Raw genomic sequence first — 23,460 nt, 5'->3', positions numbered from 1 at the left:
CTGATGGACATCCTGACCTATAACGACCGCTTGGGCGAGCATCCGCAATCGTGGTACGCCGCGACGGCTGAGGCCAGCCACAGCATGCCCGGCCCCTACCCGGCCGCGACCGGCACGGTGAAGGCCGATGTCTGCGTCGTGGGCGGCGGCTATGCCGGGCTGTCGGCGGCGCTCCATATGGCGCAGCGCGGGTTGGATGTGGTGCTGTTGGAGGCCTCCCGCGTCGGATCGGGCGCCTCCGGGCGCAATGGCGGTCAGGTGTCGATGGGGCAACGACTTGAGCAAGACGAGCTGGAAACCCACGTCAGCATGGATGACGCGCGGATGCTTTGGGATCTGGGCGCCGAGGCCGTCGATCTGGTCAAAACGATCCTCGCGGAAAGCGGTGACGACTGCGACTGGCGCGATGGCGTCATTCACGCCAATCACAGGGCGCGGTTTTCGCATCATGCGCAAAAGCATGTGGACCATATGCACAAGGTCTACGGCTACGACAAAATCCGCTATCTCAACCGCGATGAAGTTCGGCACGAGACCGGCTCGGAGGATTACCATTCGGGCACGCTCGACATGGGCTCCGGCCATCTCCACCCGCTGCGCTACGCTTTCGCCATCGCGCGTCTGGCCGAGGCCGCAGGCGCGCGCATCCATGAGCTGTCGCGGGTGACCAAGGTTGAGACCAAAGGCAAGCCGCGCGTCCATACCGATCAGGCCGTCATCGAGGCCGATCACCTGATCCTCGCGCTCAACGGTTATCACAACAATCTCGATCATGACGTCGCGCATCACGTCATGCCGATCAACAATTTCATCGCGGTCACCGAACCCCTGCCCGACGATCTTGCCGCGCGTCTGATCCCGAACCGCCATGCCGTCGCGGACTCGCGTTTCGTGATCAATTATTACCGCATGTCGCCGGACAACCGGATGATTTTCGGCGGCGGCGAGAGCTACGGTTACAAATTCCCCGCCGACATTCGCGCCAAGGTCCGCGCGCCAATGCTGGGCGTGTTCCCGGAGCTGAAAGACGCCAAACTCGATTACGCCTGGGGCGGCACTTTGGGCATCACCATGTCCCGCCTGCCGCATTTCGCCCGCCTCGGCCCAAACGCCATGTCCATCGCCGGCTTCTCCGGTCAGGGCGTCGCTTTGGCCACGCTCGCGGGCCAGATCGCGGCGGAGGCGGTCGAAGGCCACGCGGCGCGGTTCGATCTGATGCAATCGCTGCCCAGCCCGCGCTTTCCCGGCGGGCCGAGCCTTCGGACGCCGCTTCTGGCGCTTGCGATGACGTGGTATGCTTTGCGCGACAAGATATAAAAGACAGAGATGAGGCGAAGATGACAGAGTTGAAAACCGACCGGTTCTATATCAACGGGGCTTGGGTCAAGCCTCTGGGCGGCACACTGATGGATGTGATCAACCCGGCGACCGAAGAGGTCTTTGCCGAGGTTGCCATGGGCACCAAAGCCGATGTCGACGCCGCCGTCGCCGCCGCCAAAGCCGCCTTCCCGTCCTTCTCGCGCACCACCAAAGCCGAGAGGCTTGAGCTTTTGGCCGCGATCCGCGAGGCCTATCAGGCGCGCTACGATGAAATGTCCGCCGCCATCACCGAGGAAATGGGCGCGCCGATCTCGCTGTCGGACCGGGCGCAGGCCGCCGTGGGCATCGGCCATCTCGACGGCGTGGTGAAAGCGCTCGAAGAGTTCGAGTTCGAACACCGCAACGGCCCCGGCGATCTCATCGTGCATGAGCCGATTGGGGTGTGCGGCTTTATCACGCCGTGGAACTGGCCGATCAATCAGATCGCGCTCAAGGTGATCCCTGCCCTCGCCGCCGGCTGCACCATGGTGTTGAAACCCTCCGAGCTGACGCCGATGAGCGCGCTGCTCTATGCCGAAATTCTCGAAGAGGCGGGCCTGCCGAAAGGCGTGTTCAACCTCGTCAATGGCGATGGCCCGACCGTGGGCGCGGCGATCTCGTCGCATCCGGATGTGGCCATGGTGTCCTTCACCGGCTCGACCCGCGCGGGCGTCGAAATCTCCAAAGCCGCCGCCTCCACGGTGAAACGTGTGACGCTGGAGCTTGGGGGCAAATCGCCAAACATCCTGTTGGACGATTGCGATTTCGAGGAGGCGGTGAAACGCGGCGTGCGCCATTGCTTTCAAAACACCGGCCAGTCCTGCAACGCGCCGACACGCATGCTGATCCCGCAGAGCCATTACGAGACCGCGATGGAGATCGCCAAAGAGGTCGCCGAAAGCACGAAAATCGGCTTGCCCGCCCAGCCCGGCAGTCACATCGGCCCGCTGGTGTCGCAGATGCAATACGACCGGGTGCAGAGCCTCATTCAGGCCGGGATCGAAGACGGCGCGCGGCTTGTTGCGGGCGGTCTGGACCGGCCCGAAGGCTTCAATCGCGGCTATTTCTGCCGCCCGACCGTGTTTGGCGATGTGACCAACGACATGCGCATCGCGCAGGAAGAGGTGTTCGGTCCGGTTCTCGTCATGATCGCCTACGACGGCGACGACGAGGCCGTCGAAATTGCCAATGATACGCCCTACGGGCTTGCCGCCTATATCCAGACCGGCCCCTCCGAGGAAAGCCAGTCCCGCGGCCTCGCCATGGCACGAGAGATTCGCGCCGGGATGGTGCATCTGAACGGCTCGGATATTTCCTACGGCTCGCCCTTCGGGGGCTACAAGCTGTCGGGGAACGGTCGTGAGGGCGGCGTTTATGGCATAGAAGATTTCTGTGAAATCAAGGCGATTTCCGTATAATCTCAAGCTTTACGTGAACTCTGAGGTTTCAGCGACAATGGCGCGAATATTCTCCATGCCCTGAAGAATATCGCGCCGCACCGCCTCCGCCACGCCTTGACTGTCGTGACGCCGAAGCGCTTCGATCGCCACGCGGTGCATGTCGGGCAGGTTTTGATTGCCGAACCGGGTGCACATCACCCGAAGCGCGGGACCGCAGCGCAGCCAGAGCGTGTCGATGATCGGGCTGATCACTTCGCTGCGTCCGGGTGCATAGAGCTGCATGTGAAAGCGGTGGTTGTAGATCATATAGCCGCGCATGTCGCCTTGCCCCATGGCGACGTCGATCTCGCGGTCCACCTCGACGAGGCTTGTGAGCCCCGCCTCCGTCATCCGCTCGGCCCCCCGGCGCGCAAGTTCGGGCTCCAAAGCCAGACGAGCGAAAATCAGATCGTCCACCTCGGAGAGCGTCAGCGCCGGGACCGTCACCCGACGGTTGCCATGAAAAATCAGCGCGCCTTCTGAGGTCAGCCGCCGGATCGCTTCGCGCACCGGCGTCATGCCCGCGCCGAGCCGGTCGGTCAGGCCTTGGATCGTCACAGGTTCGCCGGGCACGAGATCGCCGGACAAGATCAACTCGCGAATGCCGCGATAGGTCCGCAGATGTGCGGGTTCCTTGAAATAGAGATCCGTCATGCTCCGCCCTGATCCGCCGCCTGTCGAAATTTGCTCAAATCATCTGAGCACAGGTTGGCAGGGCTCGGCAAGAGAGGCGGATTTTTCTTCGCATTTTCAGTGCGAAAAAGCACCGCCCCTCGGCGGGACCGGTGCTTCTCTGCTCATTTATTGCACGCGTTGTCCTGTTGCGGCTTCAGCCAAGCGCGTAACCCGCGCCACGGACCGTGCGCACCGGGTCCTCGCCGCCATATTGACACAGGGCCTTCCGGAGCCGTCCGATATGGACGTCCACCGTGCGGGTATCGACGTAAATGTCGCGACCCCAGACCCGGTCGAGGAGTTGCTCACGTGACCAGACGCGGCCCGGTTTCTCCATGAAAGTGGACAAAAGCCGGAATTCGGTCGGGCCGAGTTTGAGCTGTTCGGCGCCGCGCGTGACGCGGTGAGTCTCGCTGTCGAGGCGGATGTCATCGTATTCGAGCACCTGCCCGGTGGCCGCCGGACGAACGCGGCGCAACTGCGTGCGCACACGGGCCATCAACTCGATCACCGAATAGGGTTTTACCACGTAATCGTCCGCCCCGGTCTCAAGCCCGCGCACCCGGTCCACCTCTTCGGATCGGGCCGAGAGCATGATGATCGGGATTTCGCGGGTGTCGGGCCGAGTCTTGAGACGACGACAGATCTCGATGCCGGAGACCCCGGGCAACATCCAGTCGAGGACGATGATATCGGGATTGTCCTCGTCCACGTAGAGAAGCGCATCGTCGCCATTCTCCGCCTTGGAGACTGCGAAGCCTTCGGCCTCGAGATTGTAGGCGAGAACCTCCCGCTGGGCGGGTTCATCCTCGACGACAAGAACACGGGGCTGGTCTGCGGACATCAGAGATCCTCCGCGTCCACGGCCTGCGAGGTGAAATCACCTTTCGGACGGGCGTCTTCCGGCATTTCGCCAGTGGTCAGATAGATCACCTGCTCGGCAATCGAGGTGGCATGGTCGCCCATGCGTTCGATGTTCTTGGCGATGAAATGCAGGTGCATGCAGGCGGTGATGTTGCGCGGGTCTTCCATCATATAGGTGAGGAATTCGCGGAACAGGGCGTTGTACATCTGGTCGACGTCGAGGTCGCGGTGACGCACTTCGTTGGCCATGGAGACGTCGCGCTGAATATAGGCGTCGAGCGCCAGTTTCAGCATCTCCTCCACCTCGCGCGCCATGCGGCGGATCGAGGGGGCCGCGCCTTCGATCGGACGCATGTTGACGAGAACGCCGGTGCGCTTCGCGAGGTTCTTGGCATAGTCGCCGCAGCGTTCGAGGTTGGTCGAGATCTTCATCACGGTCAGAACCGTGCGCAGATCGGAGGCGGTCGGCCCGCGCAGCGCGATGAGCCGCGCCGCCTCTTCGTTGACGTCTTCTTCGAGTTTGTCGATGGCCTTGTCGGAGGCGCGCACCTTCTCGGCGAGTTCCACATCGCGCTCGTCGAGGGCCTGCGCCGCGTCCTTGATCGCCACTTCGACAAGACCGCCCATCTTCATGATCATGGCCTGAATCGCTTCGAGATCGCGGTCGAACGCTGTGGCGATATGTTTGTTGTCGTTATGCATGTCGTCTCTCTCCCTTAGCCGATCCGGCCGGTGATGTAGCTTTCAGTCCGCTCATCTTTCGGGTTGGTGAAGATTTGTTCGGTGTCACCGTATTCCACAAGGTTGCCCAGGTGGAAGAAGGCGGTTTTCTGGCTCACACGGGCGGCCTGTTGCATCGAGTGGGTGACGATGACGACGGAGAAATTCTCGCGCAGTTCGTCAATCAGCTCCTCGACCTGAAGCGTCGCAATCGGGTCGAGCGCGGAACACGGCTCGTCCATCAGCAGCACTTCCGGCTCGGTCGCCACGGCACGCGCGATGCACAGACGCTGTTGCTGACCCCCCGAAAGCCCGGTGCCCGGCGCATCGAGACGGTCTTTGACCTCATCCCAGATCGCGCCACGGCGCAGCGCCTTTTCGACGATCTCGTCGAGATCGGCCTTGTTCTTGGCCAGACCGTGGATGCGCGGGCCATAGGCGATGTTGTCGTAGATCGACTTCGGGAAGGGGTTCGGACGCTGGAACACCATGCCGACTTTCGCCCGCAGCTGCACCGGATCGACGCGCTTGTCGTAGATGTTTTCGCCGTCGAGCAAGATATTGCCCTCGACGCGGCAGATGTCGATCGTGTCGTTCATCCGGTTCAGACAGCGCAGGAAGGTCGACTTGCCGCAGCCGGACGGACCGATAAAGGCGGTCACGGTCTTGTCGAGGATTTCCACGTTCACGTCCTTGATCGCGTGGGTGTCGCCGTAGAAAACCTGTACGCCTTTGGCCGAGATTTTGGTGTCGTTCATGTCCACGTCTTTTCTCACAATTCGCATATCGTTCATGGGATTAACCTCAGCTCACTTACCAACGGCGCTCGAAGCGTCGGCGCAGAATGACGGCGATGATGTTCATCGTCATCAGGAATACAAGAAGGATGATGATCCCGCCCCATGCCCGCTCATAATAAGCCGGGTCGGCGCGTTTGGCCCATTCGTAAATCTGGGCCGGCATGGCGGAGTTCGGCGACAGGAAACCGGCGGCGATGCCGTCGGGCATGTTGGAGGCGATAAAGCCCACCATCCCGATCAGCAGAAGCGGTGCGGTTTCGCCCAGAGCTTGCGCCAGACCGATGATGGTCCCGGTCAGGATGCCCGGCATGGCCAAGGGCAGCACATGGTGGAACACCGACTGCATCTTGGAGGCGCCCACGCCCAGAGCCGCATCGCGGATCGAGGGCGGCACGGCCTTCAGCGAGGCGCGGGTCGAGATGATGATCGTCGGAAGCGTCATCAGCGTCAGCACCAGCCCGCCCACCAGAGGCGCGGACATCGGCAGATGGCCAAACTGGATGAACACGGCGAGGCCCAGAATACCGAAGACGATGGAGGGGACGGCGGCGAGGTTCGAGATATTCACCTCGATCAGGTCGGTCCATTTGTTCTGCGGGGCGAATTCCTCGAGATAGATCGAGGCCGCGACGCCGATCGGCAGGGACAGCACCAGCACCACCAGCATCATGAAGAAGGAACCCACCATCGAGACCCCGATCCCGGCCTGTTCCGGGCGGCTTTCCGAGGCGTCGGAGCCGAAGATGAAGGCCGGGTTGAACGAAGTCTGCATCAGCCCCGCCTTGACCATGGCATCGGCCACGTCGAGGTGTTCGGCGTCGAGGTTCTTGTCACGTGCCAGGCTGTCGCGGGTCACGCGCCCCTTGAAATAGCCATCGACACGGGACGAGGCCAGAAGCCGGAACTCGACCGTCTGCCCGATCAGATCGGGGTTGGCGAGCACGGTGTCGCGCACCTGGGCAGCAACCGAGGAGGACAGAATATCCGCCACATCCTTTTCCTTGGCAAAGGGGATTTCTATCCCCTTGTCCTTGAGCGCGGTGATCAGCGACGTCGTCACAAGCGGGCTGTAGCCAAAGGTCGTGACCTTGGCGAGGTCCGCCGGATCGCGGTTGCCGTTCTTGTCGAGCTTGGCCTCGGTCAGCTCCACCGGGATGGTGACGAAGGTCTGTTTGAAGGCCGGGATGCCGTTCGAGATGATCGATACAAGCAGCGCGACGAGGAAGAACAGCCCGAGCGCGATGGCGCCGATGCCATAGGCCTTGAAGCGGGCTTCCGAGGCGTTGCGGCGCTTGGTGCGGGCGCTGAGCGTCAGGAGCGAGCTTTTGCCCTCTGTCTTTCCTGTTGCTTTGGCGGGGCCGTTATCAGCGGTAAAGTCGGACATCAGTCATACTGCTCCCGGTATTTGCGCACGATCACGAGTGCGACGATGTTGAGCGCGAGGGTGATGACGAAAAGCGTCATCCCAAGGGCAAAGGCAACCAGCGCCTCCGGCGAGGAGAAATCTGCATCGCCGGTGAGCTGGGAGACGATCCGCGTCGTCACGGTGGTCATCGCCTCGAACGGGTTCATGTTGAGCTTGGCTGCAGCCCCTGCCCCCAGCACCACGATCATGGTCTCACCGATGGCGCGCGAGGCGGCCAGAAGGATGGCGCCGACAATGCCCGGAAGGGCTGCGGGCAGCACCACCTGTTTCACGGTTTCGGATTTCGTCGCGCCAAGACCCAGAGAGCCGTCGCGCATCGCCTGAGGCACCGCGTTGATGATGTCGTCCGACAGCGAGGAGACGAAGGGGATGAGCATCACGCCCATCACGATCCCGGCGGTCATGACGGAGCGTCCGCCCTGCATCCAGCCAAGCCCACCGTCGCCGAAGATCGACATCAGGAGCGGCCCGACGGTCAGAAGTGCGAAGAGACCGTAAACGATGGTCGGGATACCGGCGAGCACTTCCAAAAGCGGTTTGGCGATGGCGCGCACCTTGGGCCCTGCATATTCGGACAGGTAGACGGCGGCGAACAGCCCGATCGGCACCGCAACGACGAGCGCGATGATCGAGACGTAGAACGTGCCCCAGAACAGCGGCAGGATGCCCAGCTCGGAGCCGCCCCCGAAGGAGGGTGCCCATGTGGTGCCGAAGAAGAAATCTGCGGCCGGGTAGAGTTTGAAAAATTCGATGGTGTTGAAAATCAGCGACATCACGATGCCGACCGTGGTCAGGATCGCGATGGAGGCCGCCGAGAGAAGCAGCATCAGGATCACGCGCTCCACGGAATTGCGCGCGCGCATGTCCTTGCCGGTGCGCAGGAAGGACACGGCAAAGCCCGCGATGGCGGCCGCCAGAACGGCCCCGGTCATCAGCCAGTGGCCGGTCGCGTTCATCGTCCGGTATTTCTGCGCCGCCTGAAGCACATAGGGCTGCACGTTGGAGCCGAGCGCCACGCCGACCTCGCCGAGACGACCGCGAATGTCGGTGAACTCGGTGCGAATGTCGCGGGCCTGTTCGGCGCTCAGCGCGCCTTTCTCGACCGCAATGTCGAGCCCCTCGGCGACACGGCGCACATCGGACATGGCAAGGTTGAGCGAACCGTAGTCCGTCATGCCGCGCTCCGGGATCAGACCGGCCACCTGACCGTGGATCACCATCGGCTGAACGATCAGCCAGAGCACCAGAACTGCGAAACCGGGGATCAACGTGGCCAGAAGCACGTTCGATCCGTAATAGCTTGGAAGGGAGTGAAGCAGGCGAATATCGCCCTGCGCATCTTTGAGCGCGCGGGCGCGCCCGAGAACAAATCCGATAAGGCCAAGGGCCAGAACGAGGATGAAAAGCCACAAAACGGGCATGGAGCTGCTCCTATGCGGGGCCGTGGAAATCCGGTCAATCGGCCCGGTGCAGGGATTTCGGAAAAGCGATCTGCCGGTGTCGGCGGGGCTTTCCGGCGGGAAGCGGCGCGAGATCCCCCGCGCCGCCTCTGTCTTCGTGCAAACCTTAGGGGTACCCCTGAGGCTTACTGCATGGTGTCTTCAGCAGCGACAGCGGCTTGGGTCGCAGCCAGTTCCGGGTCGGACACGAGGCCGTACTCGGAAAGCGGGCCGTCCGGGCCAGCCATATCGTCGGAGACGAAGAACTCAGCATATTCTTTCAGACCCGGGATCACGCCGATGTGGGCTTTCTTCACGTAGAAGTACAGCGGGCGGGAGACCGGGTAATCGCCGGAGGCGATGGACTCGGTGGTGGCTTCAACGCCGGACATGGTCGCGGTTTTCAGCTTGTCGGTGTTGTTCTCGTAGAAGGCGAGACCGAACACGCCGATGCCGTTCGGGTTGGCGTCGATGGAGGCCAGCGTCTCGGTGTAGTCACCGTCGATGTCCACGGATTTGCCATCGGTGCGGACAGCCATACAAGCGCCTTCGGCATCGTCTTCGGACATGCCGGAAGCGACCATGGCTTCCATCGCGCCGGTGGCTTCACAGCCAGCCAGAAGCACTTTTTCTTCGAAGACTTCACGGGTGCCGTGTTTGGTGCCCGGGATGAAGGCCATGATGTCGGCAGCCGGCAGGTCGGCGTTGAATTCGGCCCACTGGGTGTAGGGGTTCGCGACGATCTCACCGTCTTTCAGGACTTTCTCGGCCAGAGCGTTGAAGATGTCAGCCGGTTCGAAAGCGGTGAAGGCCGGGCCGTTCAGCTGGGACGCGAACACGATGCCATCGTAGCCGATGCGGACTTCGATGATGTCGGTCACACCGGCTTCGGCACAGGCGGCGATCTCTTTGTCTTTGATTTTGCGCGATGCGTTGGCCACGTCGATGGTGTTTTCGCCGACGCCTTCGCAGAAGCGTTTCAGACCAGCGGAGGAGCCACCGGATTCCACGACCGGGGTCGGGAAGTCGAAGTTTTCACCGAAAGCTTCCGCGACAATGGAAGCGTAGGGCAGAACGGTGGAGGAACCGGCAACCTGCACCTGATCACGGGCGCTCGCGGCGGTGGCGGAGACGGCTGCGATCGCGATCGCGGAGGCGGTCAGTTTCACAAAGGACATCGTATGCTCCTGATTTGCTCTATGTCCGAGAGCGGTATTGCTCTCTCGCTGGGCGGTTTAGGGGGGGCGTGCAATGCTTTTGTGAAACTACTGTAACAGTTTCATGACAAAGAGTGTGAATTTCCTCGACATCTTCCGGATTAGTCCAGAAAACACAGAAGTTTTCTGGTGTTTTGCATCCTTGCTGTGACATTCCGTCAAGGATTGTGACAGGAAATTAACCTTTGCCGACCGGAAAACAGACGGTAAATCCCGCCCTTAAACGCGATTTGTGACAGTTTATGTGACGCTTATTCGTAAGGCAGGATGACGGAGAAGCAACTGCCCTGCCCGGCATGGCTTTCGATCCTGAGCCGACCGCGATGCCGGTTCAGAATATGCTTCACGATGGCCAAACCCAGCCCCGTGCCGCCCATTTCGCGCGAGCGGTGCGAATCGACTCGGTAGAATCGCTCTGTCAGGCGCGGAATATGCTGTGCTGCAATGCCCTCGCCCTGATCGGAGACATCCACCCGCACCGCCTGCGAACGCATCGTCGGCTCGTTTGTATGGGAGGTCAGACAGATCCGCACCTCCTTGCCACGCCCACCGTATTTGATCGCATTCTCGATCAGGTTGGTGAACACCTGAATGAGTTGATCGTGATCGCCGGGCACTTCTTCGCGCCCCTCGACCCCTTCGAGGAGCAGCGTTACATCCTGCGCCTTGGCCACCGGCTGAAGATTGAGCGCGACGGAGCGCAGAATCGCCGAGACGTCGACGTGATCCGTCGGGCGCACCCGCCGCTCCGCTTCGACGCGCGACAGGGACAGAAGATCGCCGACGATGCGGTTCATCCGCTTGGCCTCGCGGTCCATAATCCCGAGAAACCGCTCCCGCGCGCCGGTATCGTCCGCCGCCGGCCCCAGAAGCGTTTCGATGAAGCCCAGCACGGCGGTCAGCGGCGTGCGCAGTTCGTGGCTGACATTGGCGACGAAATCGCGCCGCATCTGCCCCGCCTCGTACACCTCGGTCTTGTCCTCGAAGGCGACCGTGACACAGGCGAAATCGCCAACGATCACCGGCCGCAGCACCACGTCATAGACCAGCTCGCGCTGGCTTTCCGTGATGCGATAGACCGCCTCGGCCGGTTGCGACAGGCGCAACACGTTCTCGATCGCATCGAGCAACATCGGCTGGCGCAGCACGGTGATGTAATGCCGACCGACCATCTGCTCGTTAAACAGGGTTCGCGCCGGGGCATTCGCCGCCATGATGCGCTCGTCCCGCCCGATCACCACGACAGGCAAGGGCATGGCATCCGCCAAGGCGCTGACCATCTCATTGTCACGGGAAGAAGATTTGAAGCTGTAGTGCATTGGAAATCCTGCCTGCGCGCCTGCCTAAAGCGGCGATGTAACTGTTTCATGACGACGCGCGCAGGCCAAGTGCGATCCACATCCCCCTGCCTGAAACTGCGCCATCATATTTTCAATTTGCGAAATTTTCCGAATTCGGCAAAAATATTGTTGCATTTTCGATACTTTGCCCGTTTCCTCAAAGGCGATGAGGCAGAAACAGATGGGGACCCAGCCCATGGGAACCGTAAGACAAACGGCTTTCGGAGAGTTCCTTGCGGGAGAGCGCGGAACGCAATTCGACACGGGCGGCATGATCCTGATGGTCGGAGAGCCTCAGCGCATGCAGACCCTGAAAAAGCATTTTCCCGAGCGCAGCGGCGTGTTTTTCATTGAATTCGCCGATCTCACCCCGGAGATTTTGCAGGGCATCTGTCCCGACATCGTGATGTCTCCGGCGATTTCCGATCAGTTCGATTGCCTCGATCTCGCGGATTTCCTGAGTACCGCGCGCTACAAGGGAGCCTATCGCGTTCTTGCCCGCGACCTGCCCCGCCCGGAGATCATCCGCAACGAATTGCGCAACCATTATCCGGGCCTTGATTTCGATGTGCTGCGCCCGGAACCCGTGCGGGTGCTGGCCTCCCTACACTGACAGCGCTCTGAAAACGCAGAGTACGAAAAAGGGGCCGCGCGGCCCCTTTCCTTATCCGATCTTCTGCAATCCGTCGCGATAGCGTCGAGCGTTCTGCTGATAATGTAGCGCTGAGCCTCTGAGCCGGGAAATCTCCGCCTCCGACAGCGCACGCACCACCTTTCCCGGGCTGCCCATCACGAGCGACCCGTCGGGAATTTCCTTGCCCTCGGTAATGAGGGCACAGGCGCCGATCAGACAGTTCTTGCCGATCTTCGCGCCATTGAGCACGGTCGCCCCCATGCCGATCAGGCTGTTTTCGCCGATGGTACAGCCATGCAGCATGGCCTTATGCCCGATGGTACAGCCCGCGCCGATGGTCAGCGGATAGCCCATATCGGTATGGCAGACGCTGTTTTCCTGAATGTTGCTGCCTGCGCCCACGAAAATCATCTCGTTGTCGCCCCGCAGCGTCGCCCCGAACCAGATGTTCGCCCCTTCTTCCAACACCACCTTGCCGATGACATTGGCATCGGGGGCCACCCAATAGTCGCCATTCTCCGGCAGAACCGGCGCGTGATCGTCCAGCGTGTAAAGCGTCATCCCTCGACCTCCTCGAATTCCGCCTGCAACTTGCGCACGAAGCCCATCAGCCCCGGTTGCTGCGCGCGTTTCAGGCGCTCCGCCGACACGATGGTCTTGAGCCGTTCGAATGTCACGTCCAGATCGTCGTTCACCAGCACATAGTGATAGCCGTCCCAATGGCTGATCTCGTCCCAGCTTTGCTCCATCCGCTTAGCAATCACCTCAGGCGCATCGACACCGCGGCCTTCGAGACGGCGGCGCAGCTCGGTGATCGAGGGCGGCAGGATGAAGACCGACAAGACGTGATCGCGCAACACCGAGTTGGAGATCTGCTGCGCCCCCTGCCAGTCCACATCGAAAAGCACATCGCGACCCGCTTCGATCGCCGCACGCACGGGAGCGGCGGGCGATCCGTAGAAATTTCCGAAGACATTGGCATGCTCCAACATCTCGCCCTCATCCACCATATGTTTGAAGGCGGGCACATCGACGAAATGGTAATGCACCCCGTGCTCCTCGCCCTCGCGCGGCGCGCGGGTGGTGGCGGAGACGGAAAAGCTCAGGCTTTCGTCCCATTGCATCAGCTTGCGCGCCAGCGTCGATTTCCCGGCGCCCGACGGCGACGACAGGATGATGAGAAGGCCGCGACGATCCGCTGTTCGGTCCGCAGTCATATGCAAAATCTCCCCTGAGACGGTCTTGGCCCTGTCCTTAGCAGTCTGGTTCTGGCTTGGAAAGCACACAGCGCCACGCAGGCCTGGCTGAGAGGGCAGAACAAGAGTGGGGCAAAATGTGACCGGAATATGGTGAGGTTTTCGAAAAAGGACTCACTTGTGCTGCGGTTTTCGTCCCGACCCAGCGCGCCCTAGGATCATCCGGGAGGGTATTTAAAATTTTAACCTTATCCGCAGAGCGCGTTTCAGACCGGGAAAATCCGTTAACCTCAGATCAGGATGTTTTCTCAAAGCTTTGTTTTCATGCGGTTTAAATGATTAATGCGAGCACAATTCCGAACGAAACCTTAATGAATTCACTACCATTCCATGGAATATTTCGCCCCATGTTAACCACTGGTTAGGTTTTTCCACCAAATCGGGCAAGTTCGTGGCATATTCAGGTCAACACAGCGGTCAGGCCTTGCAGATCATTGCAGCCAGGACCGCAAGACCAGAGAACAAAACCGCGGGATCGCTTGGGCCATGGCCCGAGCCAGCGCAGAGAATGGCCACCCGCCTCCGAACGCACAGCCAGAGCGGAAGACCGCCCCCCGGCCCGTCGGCACAACACGTCGACAAAAGAACAGGTGACGAGATGAAAATTGAATATGTCAGTGGCTCGAATGTCGTATCCCTCATGCCCCGCAAGGGCGCGGCGCTATATCCGGCACTGAAAACCGTGGAGGCCTATTGGGAAGGCCTGCGCAATGGCCGCCCGGTGCCCGCGCGCTCCGAGATCGACCCGCGCGGTATGCAATCGGCCCTCGAATTCGCCTTCATCCTCGAACGCATCGCCCCCGGCGTGGCGCGGTTCCGTCTTGCGGGCATGCATCTCACCGATCTCATGGGCATGGAAGTCCGCGGCATGCCACTGACCGCCATGTTCGTGCCGGAAAGCCGGGCGAAACTCTCCGAAGCGCTCGAAGCGGTGTTCGAAACCCCGCAGATCACCACGATCACGCTCAAGGCCGAACGCGGCATCGGCCGCGGCGCGATGGATGCCCAGCTTTTGCTCTGCCCGCTGAAATCCGATCTCGGCGACGTCAACCGCATCCTCGGCTGTCTCCAGTCGAAAGGCGAGATCGGTCGTCAGCCGCGCCGTTTCGAAGTGGCCGATGTCCAGTCGCGCCCGCTTCTGGGCAATCCGATGGAGCAGAGCTTTGACACCACGGGCAAAGGCACGCCGATCCCCGCCGGGTTCGCCGAGGCCAAACGCGCCTATGACGACGCCAATGCGGACGCGCCCCGCACCGAGGCGACCCCGCGGCAAGAACCGACGCGTCAAGACACGATGCGTCCCCGTGCCAAGCCGGTTCTGCGTCTGGTGAAAACCGACGACTGAGACACTCACCGCCTAATAAACAAAAAACAACTGTAGGCAGGCGGTCATAAAGGCGTGGTATCCGGGGGGGCCACGCCTTTTTGCTTTTCAACGCCGCGCCTGCATGCTCCTCTCTGTCCAGAACAGGAGGCCCTCCCATGATCACCTACGCCGTCGAACCAGACCTTGCCGCCCATGAGTTCCTCGCCCTGCTCACCGCTTCGACCTTGGCCGAACGCCGCCCGGTCGATCAGCCGCAGCGGATTGCCAAGATGCTCGCCGGCTCCGATCTGATCGTCACCGCGCGCGATGCGGCCGGGCATCTGGTGGGGGTGGCGCGCTCGGTGACCGATTTCGCCTATTGCCTCTATTGTTCCGATCTCGCCGTCGATCAAAAGCTTCAGGGCCGTGGCATTGGCAAGGCGCTGTTGCGAGAAACCGTCAAGGCAGCGCCGGAGGTCAAGACCCACCTGTTGCTCTCCGCCCCCGGTGCGATGACTTTTTACGAGGCGGCGGGCTATGAGGCGGTCGGGAATTGCTTCATCTTCCATCGCGGAGACTAAAAAAGCCGGGCGCGAGGCCCGGCTTTCAACTTCTTGATTTCGTGATGATTTACGCGGAGGCGGCGATGCTCTCCGGCGTCTGCCCCTTTTGCAGCTCTTCGGCCACGAGGAACGCAAGCTCAAGCGACTGAGACGCGTTGAGGCGCGGGTCGCAGGCGGTGTGGTAGCGGTCGGCGAGGTTTTCGTCCGACACGGCGCGCAGGCCGCCGGTGCATTCGGTCACGTCCTGACCGGTCATCTCAAAATGCACACCGCCGGGGATCGTGCCCTGATCGCGATGGACGGCAAAGAATTCCTGCACCTCGGAGAGCACCTGCTCGAAGGGCCGAGTTTTATAGCCGCTGTCGGATTTGATCGTGTTGCCATGCATGGCGTCACAGGACCAAACGACATTGGCGCCCTCGGCTTTCACCGTCTCGATCAGGCGCGGCAGATGATCGGCCACTTTGCCCGCACCGAAGCGCGCAATGAGGGTCAGACGACCGGCCTCGTTTTCCGGGTTCAGCTTTTCCATCAGAACCTTGAGGTCTTCGGCGGTGGTCGAGGGGCCGCATTTCAGGCCGATCGGGTTTTGCACCCCACGGCAGAATTCGACATGCGCGCCGTCGGGCTGACGGGTGCGGTCGCCGATCCAGATCATATGGCCGGAGCCTGCAATCGTCGCGCCGGTGGTGCTGTCGACGCGGGTCAGTGCCTCTTCGTATTCCAGCAAAAGCGCCTCATGCGAGGTGTAGAAATCAACCGTGTGCAGATCGTGGTTGTTCTCGGAGGTGATGCCCGCCGCTTTCATGAAATCGAGCGCATCCTGGATGCGGTTCGCCATGTCGCGGTATTTCTCGGCCTCATCCGATTCCGTGAACCCAAGGGTCCAGGCGTGGACACGGTGAATGTCCGCGAAACCACCTTTGGAGAAGGCGCGCAGCAGGTTCAGGGACGCCGCCGCCTGGGTATAGGCCTGCAACATGCGCTGCGGATCGGGGATGCGCGCATCGGCGGTGAAATCGAACCCGTTGATGATGTCGCCGCGGTAGGACGGCAGTTCGACGCCGCCCATGGTCTCGGTCGGGGCCGAGCGCGGTTTGGCGAACTGACCGGCCATCCGGCCCACTTTGATCACCGGCACTTTCGCACCGAACGTCAGGACCATCGCCATTTGCAGCATGACCTTGAACGTGTCGCGGATCTGATCCGCGCCAAACTCGGCAAAGCTCTCGGCGCAATCGCCGCCTTGCAGCAGGAAGGCCTCGCCACGGGACGCTTTCGCCAGATCGCGTTTGAGTGTGCGCGCCTCGCCCGCAAAGACGAGCGGCGGATATTTGGCAAGCTGTGCCTCAACGGCATTCAGCGCGGCCTCGTCCGTATAGTCGGGCATCTGCACACGCGGTTTGTTGCGCCATGCGGTTTTCACCCAATCCGTCATCGTCTTTACTCCAAAACGGTTGATATTCTCCTCCCTCCCGCGCAGCCGTTAGCGATAGCAAACACGGTTGGTCTGCGGAGTTATAGAGAGTGTCAGGCCCTGAGAAAACCCAAAACAGACGCGAAAAGCCGCGCAATTGCGTCGCAACGGCCTATTTCTTATGCGTTCAGCGGGCTGGCGCAATCCGATAGGCCGCCCCGTCGATCACCGAAAGGAACCAGATCGCCCCATCGGGCGCTTCGGTCACGTCCCGCACACGCCCGGTTTCCGGCCATTGCCACTGCGTCTCACGGCTGAGATCGGGGGATAAGACTGCGATATAATCGAACTTCAGCGAACCGATCAGATGTGCGCCTTTGAGCTCCGGGAACAGGCGCCCGGAATGGATCGCATAGCCCGAGGGGGCAATCGAGGGCGTCCATTGATGTGCGGGCGGCTCGGTGCCCGCCAGCGTCGTGGGCGCAAACCGCCCACCGCCGTAATTCTCGCCGTAAGTGGTGCGCGGCCAGCCGTAATTCGCGCCTTTTTTCACAAGGTTGATCTCGTCGCCGCCCTGCGGACCGTGTTCGTTGACCCAAAGCCGCCCCTCAGCGTCAAGGGCGGCCCCTTGCGGGTTGCGATGGCCATAGGACCAGATCGCGGGCAAGGCATCCGCTTGATCGACGAAAGGATTGTCGGCGGGGATCGTGCCGTCGCGGTTGAGCCGGAGCACCGATCCGTTCGCACGCGACAGGTCCTGCGCCAAGGCACCCTCGCCACGCTCGCCCACGGTGAGAAACAGCGTGCCGTCCGGAGCCTCGACAATGCGCGACCCGAAATGTTGGCCTTTGCGGCTGCCGTTCTCCATCACGAAGAGATCGCGAAAGCCCTCAAGTCGCCCGTCGATCAGCCGCCCAACCCCAAGCGCCGTCCCGGCCCCGCCGCGCATCGGCTTGGAATAGCTGAGGAAAATCTCCCGGCTCTCCGTAAAATCACGCGGCACCATGACATCGAGCAAGCCACCCTGCCCTGTGTCCCAGACCTTCGGCACGCCGGACACCTCGCGCAGCGCCCCATCGTTCAGCCATAAAAGTCGCCCGTCCACTTCCGTGATCAAGACACCGTCACCGGGCAGAAACCCGATGGCCCAAGGCGCATCGAGACCGGTGACCATCGGCGTCACCTCGACCGCCCGCGTACCAGCCATGCGCTCAGAGGCGACAGACGGAAGCGGCAGGGCAAAACTCAGCAGGCACAGGATGAGACGCAGCATCGGAACACTCACAGGTAAATCACTTGGAGAGAAGCTAGCGCAAGGAGGGCTACGATCCATCTCAAGCGCTGAGTCGGGGCGTATTTTCGCCAAAACACACACGCTTTGCGCGAGAGCCCCGCCACCAAATCCCGCATGGGGTCACAGATTTTGAGCAAACGCCCCAAATCCGGGCAGCAAACGCAGCGGCATATCTTTCCATCTGGTCAAGGCCCGTCTAGTCTCCCGCTCAGGACAAGATCCAAACAGGGAGAATTCTTTTATGAAAAAGCTGCTTCTGGCGACCACCGCCGCAACGCTTCTGACCGGCACGGCCTATGCCGAAGAGGTCAAGGTCGGCGTCATCCTCGGCTTCACCGGTCCGATTGAATCGTTGACTCCGGACATGGCCGCAAGCGCGGAACTGGCGTTCAAGGAAGTGTCCGACACCGGCGCTTTCCTCGGTGGCTCGACCATCACGCCGATGCGTGCGGACAGCACCTGTATCGACGCCGCCGCGGCCTCTGCCGCTGCCGAGCGTCTGATCACCGCCGATGGCGTTGTGGCGATCATGGGCGCGGACTGTTCCGGCGTGACCGGCGCGATCCTGTCGAACGTCGCCGTGCCGAACGGCGTTGTGATGATTTCGCCCTCCGCCACCTCGCCGGGTCTCTCGACCGTCGAAGACAACGGTCTGTTCTTCCGCACCTCGCCGTCGGATGCGCGCCAAGGTGAAATCCTCGCCGAAGTGCTTGAGGAAAAAGGCATCACCTCCGCCGCCGTGACCTACACCAACTCCGACTACGGCAAGGGCCTGTCGGACGCGTTTGCCGCCGCTTATGACGGTGAGATCACGATCAACGCCTCGCATGAAGACGGCAAAGCCGACTACTCCGCAGAGATCGCCGCACTGGCCTCTGCCGGTGGTGACGTGCTCGTCGTGCTCGGTTATGTCGACCAGGGCGGCAAAGGCATCATTCAGGCCTCCGCAGACACCGGTGCCTTCGACACCTATCTGATGGGTGACGGCATGTATGGCGACAGCCTGATCTCGGATCTGGGCGACGTGGTCGAAGGCTCCATGGGTATCGTGCCCTGGGCCGAGGGCGAAGGCACCGACGCGTTCAACGCGCTTGGCGAAGCCGCCGGCATCAACGTGCAATCCGCCTACACCCGCGAAAGCTACGACGCGGCGGCTCTGATCGCGCTGGCCATGGCCAAGGGCGGCGAAGCCACGAAAGAAGCCGTGGCCGCCAATGTTCTCGACATCGCCAATGCGCCGGGTGAGCCGATCCTGCCGGGTGAGCTTGGCAAAGCGCTTGAGATCCTCGCTGCCGGGGGCGACATCGACTATGTCGGCGCAACCAATGTCGAGCTGATCGGACCGGGCGAAGCCGCAGGCACCTATCGCTACTACACCGTCACCGACGGTGCGTTCGAGACGGTGGACATCCGCTAAGGCGGGGCATAAGCCACGATATCCGGCCCGGGGCGCGCGCACGCACGTGTCCCGGGCTGACTTTCTATCCGGTCCGCAAAGAATGAGGCCGGAACACACAAGGGGGACACGAAACACATGATCGAAGTGCGTGATCTGCACATGCATTTCGGCGGTTTTCGCGCGGTGGACGGCGCTTCGCTCACGCTTGAGCAAGGGTCCATCACGGGGCTGATCGGCCCCAACGGCGCGGGGAAAACGTCGCTTTTCAACTGCATTGCCGGGGTTCTGACCCCGACCTCCGGACAGGTGCTCTTCAATGGCGAGGACATCACCGGCCTCAAGCCGCATGAGCTGTTTCACAAGGGCATCCTGCGCACCTTCCAGATCGCGCATGAGTTCGGCTCGATGACCTGTCGCGAGAACCTGATGATGGTGCCTTCGGGCCAACATGGCGAGACGCTTTGGAACACATGGTTCGGGCGCAAACGCATCGCCGACGAGGAGCGCGCGCTCCGGGCCAAGGCCGACGAGGTGCTTGAATTCCTGACGATTTCCCATATCGCCGATTTGAAGGCGGGCGAGATTTCCGGCGGCCAGAAAAAGCTTTTGGAGCTTGGGCGCACGATGATGGTCGATGCCAAGATCGTCTTCCTCGACGAGGTCGGCGCGGGCGTCAACCGCACGCTTTTGTACACGATCGGCGATGCGATCAAGCGGCTCAATGTCGAGCGCGGCTATACGTTTTGCATGATCGAGCACGACATGGATTTCATCAAACAGCTCTGCAATCCCGTGATCGTCATGGCGCAGGGACAGGTCATGGCGACCGGCTCCGCCGACGAGATCATGCAGAACGAAGCGGTGATCGAGGCCTACCTCGGCACCGGTGTGAAGAACAAAAAAACGGAGGACGCGGAATGACCTTCCTCCATGCCAATGAAATGCGCGGTGGCTATGGCAACGGCGCGGACATTCTCAACGGCTGCACCCTGACCGTGCAAAAGGGCGAGATCGCGGTGATTGTCGGCCCCAACGGCGCGGGCAAATCGACCGCGATGAAGGCGGTCTTCGGGATGCTGAACCTGCGCGAGGGCCACGTGCATCTCGACGGCGAAGACATCACCGGGTTGTCGCCTCAGGAACGTGTGCGCAAGGGCATGGGCTTTGTGCCCCAGACCCACAATATTTTCCCGACCATGTCGGTGCGCGAGAACCTCGAAATGGGCGCCTTCATCCGTGAGGACGATTACGAGCAAACCATCGAACAGGTCTACGAGCTGTTTCCGGCGGTCTATGAAAAGCGCCACCAGAACGCGGGCGAACTGTCCGGTGGGCAGCGTCAACAGGTGGCCGTGGGCCGCGCACTGATGACCAAGCCGAAACTTCTGATGCTCGACGAGCCCACGGCGGGCGTCTCGCCCATCGTAATGGACGAGTTGTTCGACCGGATCATCGAGGTCGCCAAGACCGGAATCTCGATCCTCATGGTGGAACAGAACGCCCGGCAAGCGCTTGAAATCGCGGACAAAGGCTATGTTCTGGTGCAGGGCGCCAATGCCTATACCGACACGGGCGCGAACCTTCTGGCCGATCCTGAGGTGCGACGCACCTTCCTGGGGGGCTGACATGCGTATTTTTGCAAAGAAGAAAACACTCGCAGTCGTTTTGCTCGCCTCTCTGCCCACAGCACTGATGGCCAGCGCACAATGTTCGGTCATCGTACAAGGCGGCGGTGCGCCGTGGCGGTTTTCCCTTGAGGAAGGCGACGGGGTGAGCTGCGCGCGCTATCTGCGCGAAGAAGGCGCGCAGACCGCCACCTGTCTCTTCGAGACCACGGCCGAGGCCCCCGACACCCACCGCTATCAACACAGCGACAGCAAGGGGTTCTGGGACCTGCGCGAGGACGGTCTGATGACCGGCTATGTCGATGTGATCACCCAAGACCCGACGCCGGGGATCGATATGCTTCCCTTCGGCGGCATCTGTCAGGAGGTTGTCTGATGGATCTTCTCAACGCACTGGTTGCGTTTACCAATTTCGTCGTGGTGCCCGCCACCGCCTATGGCGCGCAGCTCGCACTTGGGGCGCTTGGCGTCACTTTGATCTATGGCGTGTTGCGCTTTTCCAACTTTGCCCATGGTGAAACCATGTCCTTCGGGGCGATGACGGTGGTCTTGATCACCGGGCTGTTTCAAAGCTGGGGTCTCAGCCTCGGCCCCTTGCCGACGGCCCTGCTCGCCCTGCCCTTCGGCATCGTGATTACGGCGCTTTTGCTTTTGGCGACCGACAAGACGATCTACAAATTCTACCGCAAAGTGAAAGCCGCACCGGTGATGCTGGTCATCGTCTCCACCGGCGTGATGTTCGTGATGAACGGGCTGGTGCGCATGGTGGTCGGCACAGATGACCGCCGCTTCGCCGATGGCGCGCGCTTCGTGGTGAATGCGCGGGATTTCAAGGCGTGGTCCGGTCTCGAAGAAGGCCTCGCGATCAAGACGACGCAGGTGATCACCGTGGTCGTGGCGCTGATCACCGTGGCGGCGCTCTTTTGGTTCCTGAACAAGACCCGCACCGGCAAGTCCATGCGCGCCTATTCCGACAACGAGGATTTGGCGCTCTTGTCCGGCATCAACCCGGAGCGCGTGGTGACCATCACTTGGATCTTGGTCGGCGCACTGGCCACCATCGCGGGGGCTCTCTACGGCCTTGATAAGTCGTTCAAACCCTTCATCTTCCAACAGCTTCTCCTGCCGGTCTTCGCCGCCGCCATCGTCGGCGGCATCGGCAATCCGCTGGGCGCGATTGCGGGTGGGTTTGTCATTGCCTTCTCCGAAGTGACGCTGACCTACGCGTTCAAAAAGGTCGTCACCTATCTCGGCCCCGACAGTTGGGCGCCCGACGGGTTGGTGCAGCTTCTCTCCACCGACTACAAATACGCCGTGTCCTTCGCGATCCTGATCATCGTGCTGATCTTCAAGCCGACCGGCCTGTTCAAAGGGCAAAACATATGACCCGGAACCGCGCACCTCTCTATTTCGCCGCCATGGCCGTGCTCATTCTGGCCGTGGGCTTTCTGCAATCTTGGAACTCGGCGCTCTCCATTCTCAACATGGGGCTGATCTCCGCCATCATGGCCTTGGGCGTGAACCTGCAATGGGGCTATGCCGGCCTCTTCAACACCGGAGTCATGGGCTTTGTGGCCCTGGGCGGTCTGGCCGTGGTGCTGACCTCCATGGCCCCCGTTCCCGCCGCATGGTCCGCAGGCGGAGGCCGGGTGATTTTGGCGCTCGCGGTCGGGGTGATCGCCATCGTGGCCGCCGCTCTGGCGTTCAAACGCCTGCCGAAAGGGCGTGTGCGCGGGATCGCCATTGCTGCGATCCTGATCGTCGGTCTCTGGGCCTTCCGCAGCCTGTTCGACCCGGCCGTCGCCGCCATCGAAGCGGTGAACCCCGCCGTCACCGGCTATCTCGGCGGGCTCGGCCTTCCGGTCATGCTGGCCTGGCCGGTGGGCGCGCTGCTCGCTGCCGGGGCGGCTTGGCTCGTCGCGAAAACCGCACTCGGGCTGCGCTCCGACTATCTCGCCATTGCGACCCTCGGCATTGCCGAGATCATCGTCGCCATGATGAAAAACGAGGACTGGCTGTCCCGTGGTGTGAAAAACGTCAACGGTCTGCCGCGTCCGGTGCCCTATGAGATCGACTTGCAACAGGCGGAGTGGTTCCTGAACCTGATGCACAAGATCGGCATGGACCCGGTCACCGGCTCGTCGATTTTCGTCAAACTGCTCTATGCCGGGTTCTTCCTCGCCGTCATCGTGATCATCGTCACCGCTATGGAACTGGCGCTCAAGTCGCCTTGGGGCCGGATGATGCGCGCAATCCGCGACAATGAGGTGGCCGCCGAAGCCATGGGCAAGAATGTCACCGGGCGGCACCTTCAGATTTTCGTGCTGGGCGCGGCGATCATCGGCTTTGCCGGGGCGATGATGACCACTTTGGACGGCCAGTTGACGCCGACGACCTACCAGCCGCTGCGCTACACCTTTCTTGTCTGGGTGATGGTGATCGTCGGAGGATCGGGCAACAACTGGGGCGCTGTTCTGGGCGGTATGCTGATCTGGTTCCTGTGGGTCGAGGTCGAACCGATCGGCGCATGGATCGTCGGGCTTTTGACCTCCGGCATGGAGGACGGGGCGCTGAAATCCGGGCTGATCGAGCGGGTCGCGTACATGCGCTACCTGACGATGGGCATCATCTTGCTGGTCGTGCTGCGATTTTCGCCCCGAGGGCTTCTGCCCGAAAAGTAAACCTGC

Annotated in this window: 23 protein-coding genes; 11 read left to right on the top strand and 12 right to left on the bottom strand. The window is 61.5% G+C overall.

The window, feature by feature from the left end:
* Positions 1–3 precede the first annotated feature (3 nt).
* Positions 4–1,317: an NAD(P)/FAD-dependent oxidoreductase gene (locus tag V1471_RS04940; protein ID WP_434287215.1), complete on the top strand. Its 1,314-nt coding sequence runs from the start codon at positions 4–6 to the stop codon at positions 1,315–1,317.
* Positions 1,318–1,337: 20 nt separating this feature from the next.
* Positions 1,338–2,777: an aldehyde dehydrogenase family protein gene (locus V1471_RS04935; protein WP_434287214.1), complete on the top strand. Its 1,440-nt coding sequence runs from the start codon at positions 1,338–1,340 to the stop codon at positions 2,775–2,777.
* A gap of 9 nt (positions 2,778–2,786) precedes the next feature.
* Here V1471_RS04935 and V1471_RS04930 read toward each other — a convergent pair whose 3' ends face one another.
* The 8 genes from V1471_RS04930 to V1471_RS04895 all read right to left on the bottom strand — a co-directional run bounded on the left by V1471_RS04930 (position 2,787) and on the right by V1471_RS04895 (position 11,258).
* A complete protein-coding gene (locus tag V1471_RS04930; protein WP_434287212.1) occupies positions 2,787–3,452 on the bottom strand; it encodes a GntR family transcriptional regulator in 666 nt (221 codons plus the stop codon).
* Positions 3,453–3,627: 175 nt separating this feature from the next.
* Positions 3,628–4,317 (bottom strand): phosphate regulon transcriptional regulator PhoB, encoded by a 690-nt coding sequence (phoB, locus tag V1471_RS04925; protein ID WP_434287211.1) that lies wholly within the window; start codon positions 4,315–4,317, stop codon positions 3,628–3,630.
* The gene (phoU, locus tag V1471_RS04920; protein ID WP_434287210.1) at positions 4,317–5,039 is read right to left on the bottom strand and encodes a phosphate signaling complex protein PhoU; all 723 of its coding nucleotides are present in this window, start codon (positions 5,037–5,039) and stop codon (positions 4,317–4,319) included. Before phoU ends, phoB begins: the two co-directional genes overlap by 1 nt.
* Positions 5,040–5,053: 14 nt before the next feature.
* Complete coding sequence (pstB, locus tag V1471_RS04915) at positions 5,054–5,851, bottom strand: phosphate ABC transporter ATP-binding protein PstB (RefSeq protein WP_434287209.1); 798 nt, start codon at positions 5,849–5,851, stop codon at positions 5,054–5,056.
* 19 nt (positions 5,852–5,870) lie between these two features.
* On the bottom strand, positions 5,871–7,241 hold the full coding sequence (gene pstA, locus V1471_RS04910; protein ID WP_434287208.1) for a phosphate ABC transporter permease PstA: 1,371 nt from the start codon (positions 7,239–7,241) through the stop codon (positions 5,871–5,873).
* Complete coding sequence (gene pstC, locus V1471_RS04905; protein WP_434287207.1) at positions 7,241–8,704, bottom strand: phosphate ABC transporter permease subunit PstC; 1,464 nt, start codon at positions 8,702–8,704, stop codon at positions 7,241–7,243. Before pstC ends, pstA begins: the two co-directional genes overlap by 1 nt.
* 164 nt (positions 8,705–8,868) lie before the next feature.
* Positions 8,869–9,900 carry a substrate-binding domain-containing protein gene (locus V1471_RS04900; protein ID WP_434287206.1) on the bottom strand — a complete coding sequence of 344 codons (1,032 nt, stop codon included), beginning with the start codon at positions 9,898–9,900 and terminating at the stop codon, positions 8,869–8,871.
* 290 nt (positions 9,901–10,190) lie between these two features.
* Complete coding sequence (locus V1471_RS04895) at positions 10,191–11,258, bottom strand: ATP-binding protein (protein ID WP_434287205.1); 1,068 nt, start codon at positions 11,256–11,258, stop codon at positions 10,191–10,193.
* Between the two features lie 217 nt (positions 11,259–11,475).
* Here V1471_RS04895 and V1471_RS04890 point away from each other — a divergent pair, with 217 nt between their 5' ends.
* Positions 11,476–11,892 (top strand): hypothetical protein, encoded by a 417-nt coding sequence (locus tag V1471_RS04890; RefSeq protein WP_434287204.1) that lies wholly within the window; start codon positions 11,476–11,478, stop codon positions 11,890–11,892.
* A gap of 51 nt (positions 11,893–11,943) precedes the next feature.
* On the opposite strand, the gene V1471_RS04885 is transcribed toward V1471_RS04890, so the two are convergent.
* A complete protein-coding gene (locus tag V1471_RS04885; protein WP_434287202.1) occupies positions 11,944–12,474 on the bottom strand; it encodes a gamma carbonic anhydrase family protein in 531 nt (176 codons plus the stop codon).
* Complete coding sequence (gmk, locus tag V1471_RS04880; RefSeq protein WP_434287201.1) at positions 12,471–13,130, bottom strand: guanylate kinase; 660 nt, start codon at positions 13,128–13,130, stop codon at positions 12,471–12,473. The genes V1471_RS04885 and gmk overlap by 4 nt, the downstream gene beginning before the upstream one ends.
* A 637-nt stretch (positions 13,131–13,767) precedes the next feature.
* Here gmk and V1471_RS04875 point away from each other — a divergent pair.
* Together V1471_RS04875 and V1471_RS04870 are read left to right on the top strand one after the other, a co-directional pair.
* Positions 13,768–14,514 carry a PAS domain-containing protein gene (locus V1471_RS04875; RefSeq protein ID WP_434287200.1) on the top strand — a complete coding sequence of 249 codons (747 nt, stop codon included), beginning with the start codon at positions 13,768–13,770 and terminating at the stop codon, positions 14,512–14,514.
* A 137-nt stretch (positions 14,515–14,651) separates the two neighbouring features.
* Entirely contained in the window at positions 14,652–15,056 is a 405-nt protein-coding gene (locus V1471_RS04870) for a GNAT family N-acetyltransferase (protein WP_434287198.1), read from the top strand.
* Positions 15,057–15,105: 49 nt separating this feature from the next.
* Here V1471_RS04870 and V1471_RS04865 read toward each other — a convergent pair whose 3' ends face one another.
* Both V1471_RS04865 and V1471_RS04860 read right to left on the bottom strand, forming a co-directional pair.
* Complete coding sequence (locus V1471_RS04865; protein WP_434287197.1) at positions 15,106–16,476, bottom strand: class II 3-deoxy-7-phosphoheptulonate synthase; 1,371 nt, start codon at positions 16,474–16,476, stop codon at positions 15,106–15,108.
* 166 nt (positions 16,477–16,642) lie between these two features.
* On the bottom strand, positions 16,643–17,728 hold the full coding sequence (locus V1471_RS04860) for a PQQ-dependent sugar dehydrogenase (protein ID WP_434287196.1): 1,086 nt from the start codon (positions 17,726–17,728) through the stop codon (positions 16,643–16,645).
* 262 nt (positions 17,729–17,990) lie between these two features.
* On the opposite strand from V1471_RS04860, the gene V1471_RS04855 reads away from it, so the two are divergent.
* From V1471_RS04855 to V1471_RS04830, 6 genes are all read left to right on the top strand, one after another.
* Positions 17,991–19,166 (top strand): ABC transporter substrate-binding protein, encoded by a 1,176-nt coding sequence (locus V1471_RS04855; protein ID WP_434287195.1) that lies wholly within the window; start codon positions 17,991–17,993, stop codon positions 19,164–19,166.
* Positions 19,167–19,283: 117 nt separating this feature from the next.
* Positions 19,284–20,069 carry an ABC transporter ATP-binding protein gene (locus V1471_RS04850; protein WP_434287194.1) on the top strand — a complete coding sequence of 262 codons (786 nt, stop codon included), beginning with the start codon at positions 19,284–19,286 and terminating at the stop codon, positions 20,067–20,069.
* Positions 20,066–20,773 carry an ABC transporter ATP-binding protein gene (locus tag V1471_RS04845; protein ID WP_434287193.1) on the top strand — a complete coding sequence of 236 codons (708 nt, stop codon included), beginning with the start codon at positions 20,066–20,068 and terminating at the stop codon, positions 20,771–20,773. The genes V1471_RS04850 and V1471_RS04845 overlap by 4 nt, the downstream gene beginning before the upstream one ends.
* 1 nt (position 20,774) lies before the next feature.
* Positions 20,775–21,149: a hypothetical protein gene (locus V1471_RS04840; protein ID WP_434287192.1), complete on the top strand. Its 375-nt coding sequence runs from the start codon at positions 20,775–20,777 to the stop codon at positions 21,147–21,149.
* Positions 21,149–22,159: a branched-chain amino acid ABC transporter permease gene (locus V1471_RS04835; protein WP_434287191.1), complete on the top strand. Its 1,011-nt coding sequence runs from the start codon at positions 21,149–21,151 to the stop codon at positions 22,157–22,159. The genes V1471_RS04840 and V1471_RS04835 overlap by 1 nt, the downstream gene beginning before the upstream one ends.
* Positions 22,156–23,454: a branched-chain amino acid ABC transporter permease gene (locus V1471_RS04830; protein ID WP_434287190.1), complete on the top strand. Its 1,299-nt coding sequence runs from the start codon at positions 22,156–22,158 to the stop codon at positions 23,452–23,454. The genes V1471_RS04835 and V1471_RS04830 overlap by 4 nt, the downstream gene beginning before the upstream one ends.
* The last annotated feature ends 6 nt before the right edge of the window (positions 23,455–23,460 follow it).

Source organism: Celeribacter sp. SCSIO 80788 (assembly GCF_051054295.1).
Lineage (GTDB): Bacteria > Pseudomonadota > Alphaproteobacteria > Rhodobacterales > Rhodobacteraceae > Celeribacter.
Note: the sequence above shows the minus strand (reverse complement) of the source record. Positions and strands in the feature narration are given on the sequence as shown.

Coding starts and splice junctions, on each gene's coding strand:
- pstA (WP_434287208.1), bottom strand. CDS start 7,241: ATGTCCGACTTTACCGCTGATAACGGCCCCGCCAAAGCAACAGGAAAG.
- V1471_RS04830 (WP_434287190.1), top strand. CDS start 22,156: ATGACCCGGAACCGCGCACCTCTCTATTTCGCCGCCATGGCCGTGCTC.
- V1471_RS04850 (WP_434287194.1), top strand. CDS start 19,284: ATGATCGAAGTGCGTGATCTGCACATGCATTTCGGCGGTTTTCGCGCG.
- V1471_RS04870 (WP_434287198.1), top strand. CDS start 14,652: ATGATCACCTACGCCGTCGAACCAGACCTTGCCGCCCATGAGTTCCTC.
- pstB (WP_434287209.1), bottom strand. CDS start 5,851: ATGAACGATATGCGAATTGTGAGAAAAGACGTGGACATGAACGACACC.
- V1471_RS04935 (WP_434287214.1), top strand. CDS start 1,338: ATGACAGAGTTGAAAACCGACCGGTTCTATATCAACGGGGCTTGGGTC.
- phoB (WP_434287211.1), bottom strand. CDS start 4,317: ATGTCCGCAGACCAGCCCCGTGTTCTTGTCGTCGAGGATGAACCCGCC.
- V1471_RS04930 (WP_434287212.1), bottom strand. CDS start 3,452: ATGACGGATCTCTATTTCAAGGAACCCGCACATCTGCGGACCTATCGC.
- phoU (WP_434287210.1), bottom strand. CDS start 5,039: ATGCATAACGACAACAAACATATCGCCACAGCGTTCGACCGCGATCTC.
- V1471_RS04855 (WP_434287195.1), top strand. CDS start 17,991: ATGAAAAAGCTGCTTCTGGCGACCACCGCCGCAACGCTTCTGACCGGC.
- V1471_RS04875 (WP_434287200.1), top strand. CDS start 13,768: ATGAAAATTGAATATGTCAGTGGCTCGAATGTCGTATCCCTCATGCCC.
- V1471_RS04900 (WP_434287206.1), bottom strand. CDS start 9,900: ATGTCCTTTGTGAAACTGACCGCCTCCGCGATCGCGATCGCAGCCGTC.
- V1471_RS04845 (WP_434287193.1), top strand. CDS start 20,066: ATGACCTTCCTCCATGCCAATGAAATGCGCGGTGGCTATGGCAACGGC.
- V1471_RS04885 (WP_434287202.1), bottom strand. CDS start 12,474: ATGACGCTTTACACGCTGGACGATCACGCGCCGGTTCTGCCGGAGAAT.
- gmk (WP_434287201.1), bottom strand. CDS start 13,130: ATGACTGCGGACCGAACAGCGGATCGTCGCGGCCTTCTCATCATCCTG.
- V1471_RS04860 (WP_434287196.1), bottom strand. CDS start 17,728: ATGCTGCGTCTCATCCTGTGCCTGCTGAGTTTTGCCCTGCCGCTTCCG.
- V1471_RS04890 (WP_434287204.1), top strand. CDS start 11,476: ATGGGAACCGTAAGACAAACGGCTTTCGGAGAGTTCCTTGCGGGAGAG.
- V1471_RS04840 (WP_434287192.1), top strand. CDS start 20,775: ATGCGTATTTTTGCAAAGAAGAAAACACTCGCAGTCGTTTTGCTCGCC.
- V1471_RS04940 (WP_434287215.1), top strand. CDS start 4: ATGGACATCCTGACCTATAACGACCGCTTGGGCGAGCATCCGCAATCG.
- V1471_RS04865 (WP_434287197.1), bottom strand. CDS start 16,476: ATGACGGATTGGGTGAAAACCGCATGGCGCAACAAACCGCGTGTGCAG.
- pstC (WP_434287207.1), bottom strand. CDS start 8,704: ATGCCCGTTTTGTGGCTTTTCATCCTCGTTCTGGCCCTTGGCCTTATC.
- V1471_RS04895 (WP_434287205.1), bottom strand. CDS start 11,258: ATGCACTACAGCTTCAAATCTTCTTCCCGTGACAATGAGATGGTCAGC.
- V1471_RS04835 (WP_434287191.1), top strand. CDS start 21,149: ATGGATCTTCTCAACGCACTGGTTGCGTTTACCAATTTCGTCGTGGTG.